The sequence below is a fragment of the Clostridium sp. ZBS15 genome (assembly GCF_023845705.1).
GTDB lineage: Bacteria > Bacillota > Clostridia > Clostridiales > Clostridiaceae > Clostridium > Clostridium aquiflavi.
The window spans coordinates 51,725-70,221 of the sequence record NZ_JAMQHY010000004.1 but is presented as its reverse complement, the minus strand read 5'-3'; the positions used below and the strand labels follow the sequence as shown (position 1 = coordinate 70,221).

The following is an 18,497-nucleotide window of genomic DNA, read 5'->3' as shown; positions in this document are numbered from 1 at the left end:
GGTATTATTATAAGTAAGATGCAATAAAAGTATTAAGTTATTTTATTGCACCTTATTTTTATATAATAAATACGGTTTTTATAGATAAAATATATTTAAGGAGGACGTGAATTAATGAAAAAAAGGGTACTTGTGTGCTTTTTAATAATAATAGTTATTTTGTTAGCAGGATTTTTTGTTAATAAGAAAAATTCAAAAGTCACAGAAGAAGAATTTAGTTATAAATTAGAATATGTTAAATCGCTTAATGATATAGACAAGTCATTACCAACAGTTATATTTTTTAAAGGATTAATAAATAAAGAAGAAAGCTTAAAGTCTGAGATAATGTTAAAGGATTTGAAGGATGAGATTAATTTTAACTTAGTCCATATAAGCTTAGATTATGTAACTAACGAAGAACAACAAAATCTTATAGATAAATATAATATTACTGAAGTTCCTACTATAGTCGTACAAGATAAGCATCAAATTGACATAGCAACTTATAATCATATTACATACGAAAAACTTAAAGAATTAGTTAAAGGTTTAATTTAAAAGTTTACATTTAGTTTAAATCAATGTAATTAGCGTGAAATATTGAATTGTAAAATTTTTTACTAAATGTTAGAATGATTAGTATTGTAATTATAAGAATTATACAAAAAGAGGAGGAATTTTATTGAACGATCAAAAGAGATTAGGAGAAATCGGAATAGGAAAATTATTATTAGAATTTTCAATACCAGCTATTGTTGGAATGTTAGTAATTACTTTATATAATATAATTGATAGAATTTATATAGGCAATATTCCTGAAATAGGGAATTTAGCGATAACTGGAGTTGGGATAACATTGCCTATTATGACAATTGTTATGGCATTTGGTATGTTAGTTGGAATAGGGACAGCTACAAGAATATCAATTAAATTAGGTGAACATGATAAAGAAAGTGCAGAACATCATTTAGGAAATGCATTTACATTAATAATAATAATAAGTATATTATTAACTGTAGTAGGATTAATTTTTATGCGTCCACTTTTAATTATGTTTGGAGCAAGTGTAAACACTATAGGTTATGCAGTTGATTATATTAGAATAATATTTATTGGAACTATATTTAATATGATTGGTTTTGGTTTAAATCACTCTATAAGAAGTGATGGAAGTCCTAAAGTTGCCATGCTTTCAATGCTAATAGGAGCAATTATAAATATAATATTAGATCCAATATTTATATTTGTACTAGATCTTGGAGTAGCAGGTGGAGCAATTGCCACTGTAATTTCTCAAATAGTATCAGCTATATGGATTTTATACTACTTTACTAAAGGTAAGGGTATACTTAAAATAAGAAGAAAATATCTAAAATTAAATAAAAAAGTTGTTGTTAGCATATTTTTAATTGGTATGAGTCCATTTAGTATGCAAGTTGCTCAATGTGCAGTACAAGTAATTTCAAATAATTCTCTTCAAATGTATGGAGGAGATGCTGCAATTGGAGCTATGACAATAATAAATAGTTTAGTTATGATATTTTTAATGCCTATTTTTGGATTGAATCAAGGTATGCAACCAATTGTAGGTTATAATTTTGGAGCTAAAAAATATGATAGAACTAAAAAGACATTAAAATATACAGCAATAGTAGCTACTGTAATAGTAACAATAGGATTTATAGTTGTAGAAACAATACCTGAATTATTAATTTCAATATTTAATAGAGATCCAGAGCTTTTAAGAATTGGTACATCAGGAATGAGAATCTTCTTGGTTATGCTACCATTAATAGGAGCTCAAATAGTAACAACAAATTATTTCCAATCAATAGGTAAAGTCAAAGTTTCAATGTTTTTAAGTTTATTAAGACAAGTTATAATATTAATACCGTTTTTAATAATAATTCCAAAATTCATTGGATTAACAGGCGTATGGGTTGCCGGAGCAGCTTCTGATTTGATTTCATCATTAATAACATTAATAGTATTCTTAAGATATAATAATAATTTAAAAAAAGATTCAATTAAGAAGAGCAGCACTCAAGTATTAGAAGCTTAATTTTTATATAAAATAATCCCACATCTTAAAATTAAGATGTGGGATTTTATTTTTATAATATTCCTTCGTTTTTTAAAAGGTTTTCTAAATTTTGAACTGTTTCAGACAACAATATAAACTTTTCTTTTATTTGTTCTTTTGAATCAGCATTTTCACTAAGAGATTTTTCCATATCTTGTACAGTTTTTAGTGCATTTTCTATATCTTGTTGTGCTATTTTTAAGTTTTCTTCCTTCATAAAGTTTCTCCTTTAAGTCAATTTATATTGAATACATATATCCTATCACTACTAAAAAATAAGTGCAAGGCATATATATGTAAAGAATAATTACATTTTGGAGGAGAATATGATTAATTATATTTGGTTTGCTATGATTTTTTTTGGAATTTTAGTTGGCTTAATAAGTGGTAATGGAGATATAATTTCTAAATCAATAGTTAATGCATCAGGGTCAACAGTCACTTTTATAATTGAGCTTACTGGAATAATGTGTTTTTGGTGTGGAGTTATGAAGGTGGCAGAAAAAAGTGGTTTGACAGAAAAAATATCCAGAGTATTGAAGCCCTTTTTAAAACTTATTTTTAAAGATGCAGCCAAGGATGAAAAAGCTTTAGGTGCTATAGTTATGAATCTTACAGCAAATATGATGGGACTTTCTAATGCAGCAACACCTTTTGGAATTAAAGCTATGGAAGAAATGGATAGACTAAATGGTAAGAAGGAGAGGGCATCTAATGACATGGTGCTTTTTTTAGTTTTAAATGCAGCATGTATTCAAATAATACCTTCAACAATTATATCTATAAGAGCAGCTTGCAATTCTGTTAATCCGGGAGTTATTATAATTCCTGCTTTAATATCTACAGCTACAGCAGCGACAGTAGGAATAATATGTGCAAAGATATTACAGAAATATTTTTAAGGGAGCTGATGATATATGCTTAATTATTTGAGTAAAAGTATAATTCCTATAATTTTTTTATTAATTATAAGTTATGGGATGATAGAGGGGCGTAAGGTTTATGAATGGTTTATAGAGGGTGCTAAAGAAGGCTTAAATGTATGCCTAAGAATATTTCCAGCTTTATTAGCTATGATTATAGCAGTGCAAATTTTTAAAGAATCTAATTTATTAGATGTTTTAAATAATTTAATTGCACCAATAGGAAATTTAATAGGATTACCTAAAGAAATAATACCATTAATAATTATAAAGCCACTTTCAGGCAGTGGAGCTATAGGAGTGTTTACAGATATCATAAAAAGTTTTGGAGCTGATACTAAAATAGGATTAATTTCTTCAGTTGTAATGGGCACAACAGAAACTATTTTTTATACCATTACAGTTTACTTTGGCGCTGTAAAAGTAAAGAAAATAAGACATACATTATGGGCAGCTATTTTTGCTGATTTAACAGCTATAATAATGGCAGTTTTAATGGTTAATTTATTCCTAATTAAATAAAATTTATAAATTAAACATATAATAAGATTTAATTAATATTAATTCCCATTCATAACTTAATTTAATAGTATATATTAAACATATATTTTAGGAGATGATTTTGTTGATTAAAGAAGCAAGAAATTTGTTTGTCGCTATGGTTGGAGCAACAACTATGACTTATGAAAAAGCTAATGAAGTTATAAATACATTAGTTGAAAAAGGCAAAGTAACAATAGAAGAAGGCAAAGAACTTTCAGAAGAATTGAAAAGGGAGATAAAAGAAAAAAAAGATAATGTAAAATCTAAGGCTAATGAAAAAATTAATGAAATTAAACCATTAACTAAAGATGATATTTATGACATACTTCAAGAATTTGATTTTATTACGAAAGAAGAATTTAATGAACTAAAAGATAGAATCAACAATATAGAAGAAAAATTAAAAGATAAATAAAGATTCTATTTTAAATAAGAAATTATTCTTCTAAGGAGGAGAGAATCTGTGGCTAATCAATCTTCAGAGAGATTTAAAAAAATAATAAAGGTTTTTGCAAGTTATGGTTTTGGATATATATTTGACAGCAAACAAGTTGAATATAAGAAATCTCCTACGAATTTAAGAAATGCATTTGAGGAACTTGGACCAACATTCATTAAACTAGGTCAAATAATGAGTACAAGACCAGATATACTTCCTAAGGAGTATATAGATGAATTAGTAAAATTACAAGATTCTGCTCCACAAGAAGATTTTGAGGTAATGAAATCTGTTCTAGAAAGCTCATTAAATATCTCCTTAGAAGAATATTTTGAAAATATTAATGTGATTCCAATAGCATCTGCATCTATAGCTCAAGTTTATGATGGTGTATTAAAAGATGGAAGAAAGGTAGTTATAAAAATACAAAGACCAGACATCTATGAAAAAATACATTTGGATATAGCTATCTTAATGAGAATATTTAAATTTACTAAAACAAAAATTACTTTACCCATTGATCCTATAGAGGCTTTGAGAGAATTGAAAATGACTGCAGAAGAAGAATTAAATTTTATTTTAGAAGGAAAAAATATTGAAAAATTTAGGCTTAACAATAAAAATATTGTACCTATTTATGCACCGTATATAGTAAAGGAATTATTAAGCAGCAAAGTACTAGTATTAGAAAAAATAGATGGATTTAAAATAAATGATTTACAAAGAATTAAAGATGAAGGATATGATAATAAAGATATTGCAAAAAAATTAGCATTATCTTATTGTAAGCAAGTATTTAAAGATGGCTTTTTTCATGGAGACCCTCATCCGGGAAATTTATTAATAAATTGTGGTAAAATTTGTTTTATTGACTTTGGCATTGTAGGACAATTGAATGATAATACGAAGAAAACTTTAAATTCAATGATGTTAGCTATAGCAACTAGAGATAAGGAAAAACTTATAGAATATATATTAGCGGTTTCAATAAAAAAGGGAAAAGTAAATAAAATGCATTTATATGATGGAGTATCATATATGTTTGATACATATCTAACTACATCAATAAAGAATATAAAAATATCTGTATTATTACAGGAGATATTTTATTTAACAAAGGAAAGCAATTTACAGTTGCCAAGAGAATTAGTATCACTAATAAGAGGAGTAGTAATATTAGAAGGGGTTATAGCTGAAATAGATCCTGAGCTAGAAATTATAGATGTTATAATATCTTTTATAAAAGCAAAAAACAAGGATATAATATTTGACATTCTTACAAGTGAAGAATTAATAGTATCACTATATTCATTTGGAAGGGATGGTATTAGGATACCCTCTAAAGTATCAGAGTTATTAACTAAAATGTCTTTAGGAGAAGCTAAATTACAACTCATAGTACAAGATAAAAATTATATATTTCAGGAGCTAAATAAAATGGTAAATAGGATGATAACAGGATTATTGATAGCGTCATTAATTATAGGTTCATCTCTAGTAATAACTAAAAATGTAGGACCTAAGTATAATGGAGTATCATTAATTGGTGTTGTTGGCTATAGCATTTCAACTATTTTTGCATTAATACTTTTAATAAATATGATAAAATATTGGCGTTTTAATATGAAACAATAATGATTTGTTTTAAATAAATGTTTATGTATGCATATATAAAAATTCCAATAAAACAAAAAAATAACATTTGAAAAAATTTTAATATGCTGTATAATGAATTATAAATAAAAGTGAATATGCGAAAGAGGTAGAGGCGCAAAATTTAAAAGTATTATTACTGAGGTAAACACTATGAGGTAATAAGAAAGGGAATTTTGCCGAAGCTTATAACTGATGTTTTAAGGTTATAAAGCTGGGCTTATGCAGAATATGTATAAGACTGTCACAAATTAGTTTGTGGTGAGCTATCATTCATGAAGTTTTTAAAGTCTATTTTGACTATTTTTAAACCTTGAGTGTTAATCACTCTAGGTTTTTTTTATTCTTTAGGAATTTATATTATTAAAAAATTTGTGGATAACTTTTAAAATACTGTGTTTTAAAGGTATGATGAGTACCCCTAAAGAATAAAAAATAATCATATGCCGCACCATTATTCCTGCACTGCGTTTGGAAAGGGTGCATGGCTAAAAAATCGACAGCTCCAAAGTCGCTTTAGCGATTTTGTTCTTATAGCCAGCCTCAGCAGATGTTCACAAAATAAATGGGGGAAAATAAAATGAAAAAAATTAATAGGTATTATGTATTTTTATTAACGTTTATGATGTTTTTTATGACATCAACAGTTGCTTTTGCTGAGGAGGTAGATCCATCAGTAATGAATTCAGGCAAATTTGGTTGGTTTACTATATTGCCACCACTGGTAGCTATAGTACTAGCATTTATAACTAAGGATGTTGTAATATCGTTGTTTATAGGTATTTTATCTGGATCATTTTTATTAAATTTATCTAGTGGAAATCCATTCTATGCACTTATTCAAGCATTTTTAGATTTTGTACAAAGAGCATTAAATTCATTAGCAGATCCCTGGAATGCAGGAATAGTACTTCAAGTTATGGCTATTGGAGGAGTAATTAGTTTAGTTAGTAGAATGGGTGGAGCAAAAGCAGTTGCAGAATCATTAGCTAAAAAAGCTAAAAGCCCTATTAGTACTCAAATAATTACTTGGTTACTTGGAATTTTTGTATTCTTTGATGATTATGCAAATTCATTGATAGTTGGACCAATAATGAAGCCTGTTGCAGATAAAATGAAAATATCTAGAGAAAGATTAGCATTTATAATTGATGCCACAGCAGCTCCAGTAGCAGGGATTGCAATAATATCAACATGGATTGGTTTAGAATTAGGACTTATAAGAGATGGTTTTGCAAGCATAGGACAAGAAGTAGATGCATTTGGAGTATTTTTAAATACAATTCCATATAGATTTTATAATATATTAATTTTAGTATTTGTTGTTGTAAGCTCACTTATGTTAAGAGAATTTGGTCCCATGAGAAAAGCCGAGCTTAGAGCAAGAAAAGGAATTTCTTCAAATAAGGAAATTGCTTTAGACAAAGAAATGGAAGATGAAGTAAAGGTAAAAGACGGAGTAAAATTAAGTATTTGGAATGCTATTATCCCAATAGGAGCATTGATTATTTCTGCACTTATAAGTTTTTATTATAGTGGCTATACAACAATAATGGGTGGAGAAAATCAAGTTTTAATAAATGTTATGTCTAATTCACCAGCATCATTTGAAGCCATAAGAGAAGCCTTTGCAGCATCGGATGCAGCAGTAGCACTGTTCCAATCGGCATTATTTGCATCTATAGTAGCTATAGTGATGTCAGTATGTAAGAAAATATTCACATTATCAGAAGCTATAGATAATTGGATACATGGGATGAAAGGTCTTATAATAACAGGAGTTATTTTAATACTTGCATGGTCTTTAGGTTCAGTAATTAAAGATCTTGGTACAGCTGTATTTTTAGTAAGCAAGTTATCAAGTACAGTTCCAAGCTTTTTATTACCAAGTATAATATTTATTTTAGGAGCGGTAATATCATTTGCAACAGGAACAGCTTATGGCACAATGGGAATTTTAATGCCACTTGCAATTCCACTTTCATATTCAATTTCACCAGAAATGGGATATGTAGTTATGAGTGCTAGTGCAGTTCTTACAGGTGCAATATTTGGAGATCATTGTTCACCAATATCAGATACAACAATAATGTCATCAATGGGTGCCGGATGCGATCATATAGAACATGTTAAAACTCAATTACCTTATTCTTTATCAGTAGCAGGCATAACTGTAGTATTCGGTTATATACCAGTAGGACTTGGATTGCCAGTATGGGCAGTACTACCTATATCAATAATAGCAATAGTAGCATTAGTATATTTTGTGGGCAAACCAATAGAAAATTGTGAAGAATAGTATTTATAAAATTTGTAATGAAAACAATATTATTTACAATAAATAATTTATTTAAATTGTGATATAATTAATAAGATACCAATGATAATTGGTATCTTATTTTTGTTCTTTAAGTTTAAGTTTTAGTCATTAACAAAAGGATAACGATTTCTTATTTATACATAGAAATAAACTATATATAAATAAAGAAATTTACATAAATAATATGGGTGAAATTATTTAAAAGAAAGGTAATGAATTATATGAGAACTTTTGAAAAAATACAAAAATTAAGAGAAATAATGAAAAATGAAAATATAGATTACTATGTGGTTCCTAGTGGTGATTTTCATCAAAGTGAATATGTAGCTGAACATTTTAAATCAAGAGCATATATTACAGGATTTACAGGATCAGCAGGAACAGCTTTAATAGGAAGAAAAAAAGGAATTCTTTGGACGGATGGTAGATATTTTATTCAAGCTGAGCAACAATTAAAAGATTCAGGAATTGAATTATACAAAATGAGAATACCAGGATGGCCAACTTTACATGAATGGTTAATGGAAAATATGAAATCAGGAGAAACAGTAAGTTTTGATGGAAGACTATTTTCTATAAATGAATATAAAGAATTTAAGAAAATAAAAGATAAAAAAGATATAAATATAGTGATGGACAAAGACCTAATAGAAGAAATCTGGAATGATAAGCCAGAGTTACCTAAAGAAAAAGCTTTTTTACATGATATAAAATACTGTGGAAAATCAGCAAAAGAAAAGATTGAAGAAGTCAGAGTAGAAATGAAAAAGATAGGTGCAGAATCTTATATAATATCTTCATTAGATGATATTGCTTGGCTTTACAATATAAGAGGAAATGATGTTAAAGATACCCCGGTTGTATTAGCTTATGCAGTAGTAAATGAAGAAAAAGCTACATTATATATAGATAAAAATAAACTATCAAATGAAGACCAAATAAAATTAAACAATGAAGGTATTAAAATAGATGAATATAACAACATATTTGAAGATGTGAAAGATATAAAAAATAGTGTTATATTAGATCCTAATAAAGTAAGTGGATATATTTATACATTAATAAATGAAAATGTAGAAGTAATAGAAGCATTAAACATAACAACAAAATTGAAGGCTATAAAAAATAGTGTTGAAATAGAAAATCTTAGAAAATGCCAAATAAAAGATGGCGTAGCTATGGTTAGATTTTTAAAATGGCTTAAAGAAAATGTAGGCAAAGAAAATATAACAGAAGTTACTGTAGCGGATAAGTTATTAGAGTTAAGAAGCAAAGGAGATCTTTTTGTAGAAGAGAGTTTTGGAACAATTGCTGGATATAAAGAACATGCTTCTATGATGCATTATTCAGCTACAAAGGAAAGTGCTTATGAATTAAAACCAGAAGGAATACTTTTAGTTGATTCTGGTGGACAATACTTAGATGGAACTACAGATATAACTAGAAGCTTTATTTTAGGAAAATTAACAGATGAAGAAAAAAAAGATTTTACTTTAGTTTTAAAATCTCATATAAATCTTATGAAAGCAAAATTCTTAAAAGGAACAACAGGTTCAAACTTGGACGTATTAGCAAGAACTATTTTATGGGATGAAGGTATGGATTATAAATGTGGAACAGGACATGGAGTAGGATTTTTCCTAAGTGTTCATGAAGGACCACAATCAATAAGACCAGTCCCTAACACTGTAGTTTTAGAGCCAGGAATGATATTAACAAATGAACCAGGAGTATATAAAGAAGGAAAGCATGGAATACGTACTGAAAATGTAATGTTAGTAGCTAATGACATAGAGACCCATGATGGTGGAGAATTTTACAAATTCGAAGTAATGTCATATTGTCCGATAGATATAGAAGGAATAGATGAATCATTATTAACAGAAACAGAAAAAAAATGGTTAAATAATTACCATACAGAAACTTATGCTAAGTTAAGTCATTATTTAAATGATGAAGAAAAGAACTTTCTTAAGAATGCAACTAGAGAAATATAAATTTAAATAGTTAAAAAAGAAACTATTAAGTGAATTTTAACTTAATAGTTTCTTTATATAATTAGATATTATTTCAATTCCAGTAACAATAGGAGTTATAGTATTTTTATTTTCAAAAGAATATATTTAAAGATTACTTATAGATTAGAGGTGTATGCATGAGAATTGTTAGGAAAATAAAAATTGACAATAACAAAAAGTATTTAGATTTTGAAGTAGTAGTATTTATTATAAAAAAAATTTTTGATTTAGAAGAAACATATAATGTTAAAATAATTCTCGATATTAAAGAGAGAGGAGAAATTCCAGCTACAATAATATTAGGTTATATACTTTTAAACATATCAGAAGCGAAGGAATTAACTTTAATAATAGAGGGAAGTAATGATTTAGAATTAGTATTTAAAAATATAGAAGTGTTATTAGAAAGCCATATTAATGAAGATAATCTTTTAAAGGATATTAATATATATAATACTTATGGTTTGGTCATTAATAATAAATTAAATAATAATGAAGTAATTTTTCAAAATAAACCCCATAAGGCATTTAATAAATTTATAGGAAGAAGCAAGAAAATTTTGGAAATATTAAATTTAGCTACTAAATCAGCTAAAAGTTCTGCAACAGTGCTTATTAGAGGGGAAAGTGGTACTGGTAAAGAATTAATAGCAGAGGGCATTCATAATGCAAGTGAACGAAAAAAAGGTCCGTTTGTGCGCGTTAACTGTGCAGCTATACCAGAAAATTTAATAGAAAGTGAATTATTTGGACATGAAAAAGGTTCATTTACTGGTGCTATAAAAAGAAAATTAGGAAAATTTGAATTAGCGAATAATGGAACTATATTTCTTGATGAGATAGGTGAAATGGATAAAAATACTCAAGCTAAAATTTTAAGAGTATTGCAATATAAAGAATTTCAAAGAGTTGGTGGGGAAGAAACTATAAAGGTGGATGTTAGAGTTATAGCAGCAACACACAGAAATTTAGAAGAAATGGTTAAGTCAGGTGAATTTAGAGAAGATTTATATTATAGATTAAATGTTATTCCAGTATTAATTCCTTGCTTAAAGGATAGATCAGAGGATATTCCTATGTTAGTTAATCATTTTATTAATAAATTTCAAAAAACAGGAGAACATAAGCAATTTTCAAAAGATGTAATTAATATATTTATGAATTATTCATGGAATGGTAATGTCAGAGAGTTAGAAAATGTAATAGAAAGAATATTAGCTTTAAATGAAAGTGAAATTATTACTACAAAAGATATACCTTTGTATATAAATGAAGCAACAAAAAAAGAAAGTAAAAATAATATTAAAATATTTACTGAGAACGATTTTAGAGGATCTTCTAAAAATGAAATTTTAAATACGATTCAAGAATTAGATGAAGTATTGCCAATGAAAACATATGAAAAGATGATAATAGAAAAAGCATTGAGAAAGTATGGTAGTTTTAATGCAGCAGGTAAAGTATTAGGATTAAATCACAAGACAATAGCAGCAAAGGCTAAGGAATTTGGAATAGAAAAAACAGTTAATTGGAGAAGAAAATAAATTTATATCTGTGAACCATAAATGTATTAAAATTGTAAAGATATTGTAACAATTTCAGAATAAATCTTCTATAAAAGTATTGATAGCTTATAATATTAGCAGTGTATTAGTTAGAAAAAGTTTTAATGATATGAAATAAGTGCGATTAATAGATTTTAAATACAGATTATTGGAATAAATATAAGTGCAAAAAATATAATTTATTGGTAAAAAAGCGCAATATAAACGTTTTCACTTGGGAATTTTGACCAATATTATGAAAAAACACCAATGTATATAATAATGAAATATTGTGTAAAGGTACTGTTTGTCCTAAATGTAACAATTAGAATATTTTGGCATGATTATTGCTACTAATATAAGTGTAAATAAATAATTTATAAAATGGGAGGTATTATTTATGTCAATTTTTATGGCTGAATTAATCGGGTCAATGTTACTTATCCTTCTAGGAGATGGCGTTGTTGCAAACGTTGTTTTAAAGGATTCAAAGGGTACAGGAGCAGGTTGGATAGTTATTACAACTGGTTGGGCACTAGCTGTTGCTATTCCAGCATTAATGTTTGGAGGATACAGTGGAGCTCACTTTAATCCAGCATTAACAGTAGCACTTGCTGCAATCGGAACTATTCCATGGTCAGTGGTTCCAGAATATTTTGCAGGTGAATTCTTAGGAGCTTTCCTAGGAGCTATATTAGTATTTATTATGTACTATGATCAATTTAAAGCAACTGATGACAAAGATGGCAAATTAGGAGTATTCTGTACAGCTCCAGCAATAAGAAATACTGGAATAAACTTTATGGGTGAGCTTATTGGAACATTCATGTTAGTATTTGGTATATTAGGATTAGGCGCTGTTCAAATGGCACCAGGACTTAACACATTATGTGTTGGTGGATTAATCTTTGTAATAGGTTTAAGTTTAGGTGGTCCTACAGGATATGCAATTAACCCTTGTAGAGATTTATCACCAAGAATAGCACATGCTATTTTACCTATACCAGACAAAAGAGATTCAGACTGGGGATATTCTTGGATTCCAGTAGTAGCTCCAATAGTTGGTGGTTTAATCGGTGCTTTCTTATGGCAAGCAATTGTTTAATTAAATAGCTATTATTATAAAGTTAAAATAAAATCAAAGGTCTTGCTGGATAAATTCTAGCAAGGCCTAAAATTATATATTTAGGAGGCGTTTAATAATGAAGAAGTTAATAAATAATCCAGATAATGTTTTATCAGATATGTTAGAAGGTATTGTGGCAGCACATCCAGAGTATTTAAAAAAATTGGATAATGCTAATGTATTAGTAAGAAGTGAAAAAACAGAAAATAAAGTCGCAATAGTTAGTGGTGGCGGTAGTGGACATGAGCCAGCACATGGAGGATATGTTGGCTTCGGAATGTTAGATGGCGCAGTTTGTGGAGAAGTATTTACATCACCTACTCCTGATCAAGTGTATGAAGCAATTAAAGCAACTGACAATGGAAATGGAGTTCTTCTTGTTATAAAAAATTATACTGGGGATGTTATGAACTTTGAAATGGCAAAGGAAATGGCTGAAATGGAAGGTATAAGGGTAGAACAAGTTATAGTTAATGATGATGTAGCAGTTGAAAATAGTTTATATACAGCTGGAAGAAGAGGTATTGCAGGAACAATATTTGTTCATAAATTATCTGGAGCTAAGGCTGAAGCTGGTGGAAATTTAGAAGAAGTAAAAAGTGTTGCTGAAAAGGTAATTGAAAACGTTAGAAGTATGGGAATGTCTTTATCATCTTGTATAGTACCAGCAGCAGGAAAGGCTAACTTCACTTTAGGAGAAGATGAAATAGAAATTGGTATGGGTATTCATGGAGAACCAGGAACTCATAGAGAAAAAATATCAACTGCTGATCAGGTTGCAGAACATTTATTAGGTAAAATTCTAGAAGATATAGAAATTTCAAGTGGTGATGAAGTAGCTGTTATGATAAATGGATTAGGATCAACACCTTATATGGAATTATATATTGTAAATAAAAAAATAAATCAATTATTGAAAGATAAAGGAATAAGTATTCATAAAACTTTTGTTGGAGAATTTATGACTTCACTAGAAATGGCAGGATGTTCTGTTTCAGTACTAAAACTTGATAGTGAACTTAAAGAATTACTTGATGCAAAAGCTGATACTCCAGGATTTAAGGTTATTTAGTATCATCATATTAGAGGAGGGTTAATTATGGTAACAGTAAAGGAAGTAAAAGACATTCTAATAAAAGTAGAAAAAGTTATAGAAGAAAATAAATTATATTTAAGTGAATTAGATGCAGCAATAGGCGATGGTGATCATGGACTAAATATGAACAAGGGTTTTAAAGCTGTTATTGAAAAAATAAAAGATTTGCCTGAAGATGATTTGGGAAATATATTTAAAAACTCTGGTATGGCTTTAGTGTCTAATGTAGGAGGAGCTTCGGGTCCGTTATATGGAACTGCTTTTATGAAAGCTGCTATGGTAGTCAATAAAAAAAGTGAAATGGACATAAATGATTTTATCAAAGTTTTAGAAGAGGCTTTAGGTGGAATAAAGATGAGAGGTAAAGGTCAAGAAGGGGAAAAAACAATGATTGATACTTTATCACCATCAATTGAAGCAGCTAAAAAGTCTATTGGAGAAAATAAATCTGTTAAAGAAGTATTACTTGAAATTAAAGAGGCAGCTAAAAATGGTATGGAACATACTAAAGATATAGTTGCAACTAAAGGTAGAGCGAGTTATGTAGGAGAAAGAAGTATAGGACATATCGATGCAGGAGCTACTTCAATGTATTTAATCTTAAATACTATAGTAGAAGAATTAACTAAAGAGGAGAATTAACTATGGTTGGTATAGTAATTGTTTCACATAGTAATTTTATAGCAAAAGGTGTTAGAGAAGTTGCACTTCAAATGGCGCCAGAAGTTTCAATTGTAGATGCAGGTGGAACTAGTGATGGACGAATAGGCACAGATATTTCTAAGATAACTAGTGCAATAGAGTCTGTTTATAGTGATAATGGTGTACTTGTATTATTTGACTTAGGTAGTGCATTTATGAACACGGAAATGGCTATAGAATTTTTAGATGATAACATTAGAGAAAATGTAGAAATTATAGATGCTCCTTTAGTAGAAGGTGCAATTACTGCAGCTGTTGAAGCTAGTATGGATAAATCTTTATCAGAAATTAAAGAAGTACTTAAACCTATGTCTTTGAATAAGTTAAAAACTTAATATAATGCAGCTTTTTATTTGACAGGAAAATATATTTATTCTATTATAATAAGTATATAAATGCTATGAAGAGAAGAGTAATGAAAAGGAATTTTTAAAGAGAGTTAATGTATGGTGAAAGTTAGCAGAAGAAATTTTCATGAAGATGGCCTCGGAGCATATTTCCCGAGCAATATTTGTTAAGGAATTTACGGCAGCATCCGTTATAATGCAAGGTGATGATAGTCACCTATTGAGTTATTTATTGTGAAATAAATAAAAAGTAGAGTGGTAACACGTATATACGTCTCTATATAGGTTTAATATACCTATATAGAGACTTTTTTTTATTTTTTAGGAATTTATATTATTAAAAAATTTGTGGATAACTTTTAAAATAATGTGTTTTAAAGGTATTATGAGTACCCCTAAAGAATAAAAAATAATCATATGCCGCACCATTATTCCTGTACTACGTTTGGAAAGGGCGCATGGCTAAAAAAATCGACAGCTCCAAAGTCGCCTTAGCGATTTTGTTCTTTACAACACTATATTAAAAGTGCTAAAAACAATACTTAGAGTATTGTTTAAAATAAGGAGGATTATTAAAAATGTGCAAAGATTGTAAAAAACCATATTATATAACTACACCAATTTATTACCCATCAACGAAGCTACATATAGGAAATACTTATACTACAGTAGCTGCTGATGCCTTAGCAAGATTTAAAAGATTAACAGGATATGATGTAATGTTCTTAACAGGTACTGATGAGCATGGTCAAAAAATTCAAAGAATAGCAGAAGAAAAAGGAATTACTCCAATAGAACATGTAGATGAGATTGTAGCAGGTATTAAAGATCTTTGGAGCATGATGAATGTAAGCTATGATAAATTTATCAGAACTACAGATGATTATCATGTAAAAGCAGTTCAAGATATATTTAAAAAATTACATGATCAAGGGGATATTTATAAGAGTTCTTATGAAGGATGGTATTGTACTCCATGTGAATCATTCTGGACAGATACTCAATTAGTGAATGGAAATTGTCCTGATTGTGGTAGACCAGTTGAAAAATCAAAAGAAGAAGCGTACTTCTTTAAGATGAGCAAATATGCTGATAGATTAATTAAGTATATAGAAGAAAATCCAAACTTCATTCAACCAGAATCAAGAAAAAATGAAATGTTAAACAATTTCTTAAGACCAGGTCTTCAAGACTTATGTGTTTCAAGAACTAGCTTTGATTGGGGTGTTCCAGTAACATTTGATGAAAACCATGTTGTTTATGTATGGATAGATGCATTATCAAACTATATTACTGCACTTGGATATGGTCAAGATAATAAAGAATTATATGATAAATTCTGGCCAGCAGATGTACATTTAATAGGAAAAGATATATTAAGATTCCATACAATATATTGGCCAATAATGTTAATGGCATTAGATTTACCACTTCCAAAACAAGTATTTGGCCATGGATGGTTACTTGTTGATGGTGGAAAGATGTCAAAATCTAAAGGTAATGTTGTAGATCCAGTTGTATTAGTTAACGAATTTGGAGTAGATCCAGTAAGATATTACTTATTAAGAGAAATTCCATTTGGCGCAGATGGTCTATTTAACAATGAAATATTCATAAAAAAGATAAATTCAGATCTTTGTAACGATTTAGGTAACCTTTTATCAAGAAGTGTCGCAATGATTGAAAAATACTTCGGAGGAGAAATTCAACCACAAGCTGAAAGTGGAGAATTTGATGAAGAATTAATAAACTTAGCATTAGCTGCTCCAAACAAAGTTCAAGAAGCTATTGATGAATTAAACATTCCTTTAGCACTAGAGCATATATTTGAATTAATAGGCAGAGCTAATAAGTATATAGATGAAACAACTCCTTGGATTTTAGCTAAAGATGAAAGTAAGAAGTCTAGATTAGGAACAGTACTTTACAACTTAATTGAAAGTTTAAGATTTGCTTCAGTAATGATTTCATCATTCTTACCAGATACAGCTAAGAAGATTAATGAACAAATTAATACTTCTGAAATATCATGGGAATCTTTAAAGTCATTTGATGGAATAAAAGCTGGAACTAAGGTAGTTAAAGGCGAAAACTTATTCCCAAGAATAGATGTAGAAAAGAAACTTGAAGAGTTAGAAGCATTAAAGGCAGCACAAGCACCAGCTAAAAGAGAAATAACTCCTATAAAAGAAGAAATCACAATTGATGATTTTGAAAAAGTGGATTTAAGAGTTGTTAAGGTATTAGCATGTGAACCAATAAAGGGTGCTAAAAAACTTTTAAAATTAAAGGTTGATTTAGGTGGCGAAGAAAGACAAGTGGTGTCAGGAATTGCTAAATACTACAAACCAGAAGAATTAATAGGTAAAAATGTAGTTTTAGTTGCAAATTTAAAACCTGTAAAACTTAGAGGAGAATTGTCACAAGGTATGATTTTATGTGCAGCACCTGATGATGATAGTGAATTAAAGATTGTAGATCCAGGTGAAATTTTAAGCGGAAGTATAGTTAGATAAATATAAAATAAAAGGAACACCTCATTTAGGGGGTGAGGTGTTCCGTAACCATTAATATATAATGGTTAAAAGGGGTAAATAATAATGCTTTAACTACTTTACAATTTAAATATACTATTTGAATATGTCAAATCTGTGACAATTTAAAATTAATTTAAAATTTAACATTGAATATTTGAAAGTAAATTAAGGAAGAGATATATTCAATACTTGAAAGGATATGCTGTTATGGAAAAAATATTTAAAATAATAGATAGTCATGCTCACTATGATGATGAATCTTTTGAAAATGATCGTAAAGAAGTATTAGAGGAAATTCAAAAAAATGGTGTGGTTAGAGTCTTAAATTGTGCAGCATCTTATAATAGCTTAAAAACTACTTATGAATTGACTAAGGAGTATGATTTTATATATGGAGCATTAGGAATACATCCTGAAAATGCCAATGAATTTAAAGATAATACGTTAGATGAAATTAAAGAATATATAAAATCTAATGACAAAATAGTAGCTATAGGAGAAATTGGATTAGATTATTATTGGGATGAAAACCCATCAAAAGAAATTCAAAAGGAAGTATTTAGAAAGCAAATGAATTTAGCTAAAGAACTTAATTTGCCAGTAATAATTCATGACAGAGATGCGCATCAAGATACATTAGAAATAATAAAAGAATTTCCAGATGTAACTGGTGTTGTACATTGCTTTTCTGGAAGTGTTGAATTTGCAAAGGAATGTATTAAGTTAGGGTATTATATAGGATTTACAGGTGTTGTAACATTTAAAAATGCAAAAAAAGTTGTTGAGGTTGCAAAGGAAATACCATTAAATAGAATGTTAGTGGAAACTGATTGTCCGTATATGGCGCCGGAGCCTAATAGAGGAAAAAGAAACAAATCAGACTATATAGAATATATAATAAAAAAAATAGCTCATATAAGAGAAATCGATCCATATGAATTGAATATGAGATTTAATGAGAATTTTTATAGCTTGATTAAAAAGGAAAAATAAGGTAAAATATTAATTGTAATATTTTAGAAAAATAATTTTGTTTTTCACTTAATTTCTAAGATAATTCATAAACAATTTATAATTTTTTGATTCAATAACATTGATATAAAAAACCCATAAATATCGCTATTATAATTATTATATTTAATTATTTTAAAAAAATTATGCAAAAGTGCATTATTACAGGGGTT

16 protein-coding genes, 1 riboswitch and 1 other annotated feature are annotated in these 18,497 nt (G+C 28.4%); of the genes, 15 read left to right on the top strand and 1 reads right to left on the bottom strand.

The features are described 5' to 3' along the window. Positions 1–114: 114 nt before the first annotated feature. Together NG904_RS02445 and NG904_RS02440 are read left to right on the top strand one after the other, a co-directional pair. The gene (locus tag NG904_RS02445) at positions 115–540 is read left to right on the top strand and encodes a viral A-type inclusion protein (protein WP_252229543.1); all 426 of its coding nucleotides are present in this window, start codon (positions 115–117) and stop codon (positions 538–540) included. A gap of 124 nt (positions 541–664) precedes the next feature. Continuing rightward, a complete protein-coding gene (locus tag NG904_RS02440; RefSeq protein WP_252215708.1) occupies positions 665–2,044 on the top strand; it encodes an MATE family efflux transporter in 1,380 nt (459 codons plus the stop codon). Positions 2,045–2,096: 52 nt separating this feature from the next. Here NG904_RS02440 and NG904_RS02435 read toward each other — a convergent pair whose 3' ends face one another. Then, the gene (locus NG904_RS02435) at positions 2,097–2,282 is read right to left on the bottom strand and encodes a hypothetical protein (protein ID WP_252215706.1); all 186 of its coding nucleotides are present in this window, start codon (positions 2,280–2,282) and stop codon (positions 2,097–2,099) included. A 109-nt stretch (positions 2,283–2,391) separates the two neighbouring features. Here NG904_RS02435 and NG904_RS02430 point away from each other — a divergent pair, with 109 nt between their 5' ends. From NG904_RS02430 to NG904_RS02370, 13 genes are all read left to right on the top strand, one after another. Then, positions 2,392–2,967 carry a nucleoside recognition domain-containing protein gene (locus NG904_RS02430; protein ID WP_252215705.1) on the top strand — a complete coding sequence of 192 codons (576 nt, stop codon included), beginning with the start codon at positions 2,392–2,394 and terminating at the stop codon, positions 2,965–2,967. 15 nt (positions 2,968–2,982) lie between these two features. Beyond that, entirely contained in the window at positions 2,983–3,510 is a 528-nt protein-coding gene (locus NG904_RS02425) for a nucleoside recognition domain-containing protein (protein WP_252215703.1), read from the top strand. Positions 3,511–3,613: 103 nt separating this feature from the next. After that, positions 3,614–3,946 (top strand): phasin family protein, encoded by a 333-nt coding sequence (locus NG904_RS02420; RefSeq protein WP_252229541.1) that lies wholly within the window; start codon positions 3,614–3,616, stop codon positions 3,944–3,946. Between the two features lie 48 nt (positions 3,947–3,994). Further along, on the top strand, positions 3,995–5,605 hold the full coding sequence (locus NG904_RS02415; RefSeq protein ID WP_252229539.1) for an ABC1 kinase family protein: 1,611 nt from the start codon (positions 3,995–3,997) through the stop codon (positions 5,603–5,605). Positions 5,606–5,725: 120 nt separating this feature from the next. Beyond that, a riboswitch (Lysine riboswitch) is annotated at positions 5,726–5,900 on the top strand. Positions 5,901–6,203: 303 nt separating this feature from the next. Continuing rightward, positions 6,204–7,922: a Na+/H+ antiporter NhaC family protein gene (locus NG904_RS02410; RefSeq protein ID WP_252229537.1), complete on the top strand. Its 1,719-nt coding sequence runs from the start codon at positions 6,204–6,206 to the stop codon at positions 7,920–7,922. A 242-nt stretch (positions 7,923–8,164) separates the two neighbouring features. Further along, entirely contained in the window at positions 8,165–9,940 is a 1,776-nt protein-coding gene (locus NG904_RS02405; RefSeq protein ID WP_252229535.1) for an aminopeptidase P family protein, read from the top strand. A gap of 158 nt (positions 9,941–10,098) precedes the next feature. Further along, entirely contained in the window at positions 10,099–11,505 is a 1,407-nt protein-coding gene (locus tag NG904_RS02400; protein WP_252229533.1) for a sigma-54 interaction domain-containing protein, read from the top strand. 400 nt (positions 11,506–11,905) lie between these two features. Further along, on the top strand, positions 11,906–12,610 hold the full coding sequence (locus NG904_RS02395; RefSeq protein WP_252229531.1) for an MIP/aquaporin family protein: 705 nt from the start codon (positions 11,906–11,908) through the stop codon (positions 12,608–12,610). Positions 12,611–12,707: 97 nt separating this feature from the next. Then, complete coding sequence (dhaK, locus tag NG904_RS02390) at positions 12,708–13,703, top strand: dihydroxyacetone kinase subunit DhaK (RefSeq protein ID WP_252229529.1); 996 nt, start codon at positions 12,708–12,710, stop codon at positions 13,701–13,703. 27 nt (positions 13,704–13,730) lie between these two features. Next, positions 13,731–14,369 carry a dihydroxyacetone kinase subunit DhaL gene (gene dhaL / locus NG904_RS02385; RefSeq protein WP_252215694.1) on the top strand — a complete coding sequence of 213 codons (639 nt, stop codon included), beginning with the start codon at positions 13,731–13,733 and terminating at the stop codon, positions 14,367–14,369. A gap of 2 nt (positions 14,370–14,371) precedes the next feature. Next, complete coding sequence (dhaM, locus tag NG904_RS02380) at positions 14,372–14,764, top strand: dihydroxyacetone kinase phosphoryl donor subunit DhaM (RefSeq protein ID WP_252229527.1); 393 nt, start codon at positions 14,372–14,374, stop codon at positions 14,762–14,764. 56 nt (positions 14,765–14,820) lie between these two features. Then, positions 14,821–15,058 (top strand) — a binding site (T-box leader). Positions 15,059–15,354: 296 nt separating this feature from the next. Then, complete coding sequence (gene metG / locus NG904_RS02375; protein ID WP_252215690.1) at positions 15,355–17,292, top strand: methionine--tRNA ligase; 1,938 nt, start codon at positions 15,355–15,357, stop codon at positions 17,290–17,292. Positions 17,293–17,520: 228 nt separating this feature from the next. Beyond that, positions 17,521–18,306, top strand: a complete 786-nt coding sequence (locus NG904_RS02370; protein ID WP_252229525.1) for a TatD family hydrolase — start codon at positions 17,521–17,523, stop codon at positions 18,304–18,306. The last annotated feature ends 191 nt before the right edge of the window (positions 18,307–18,497 follow it).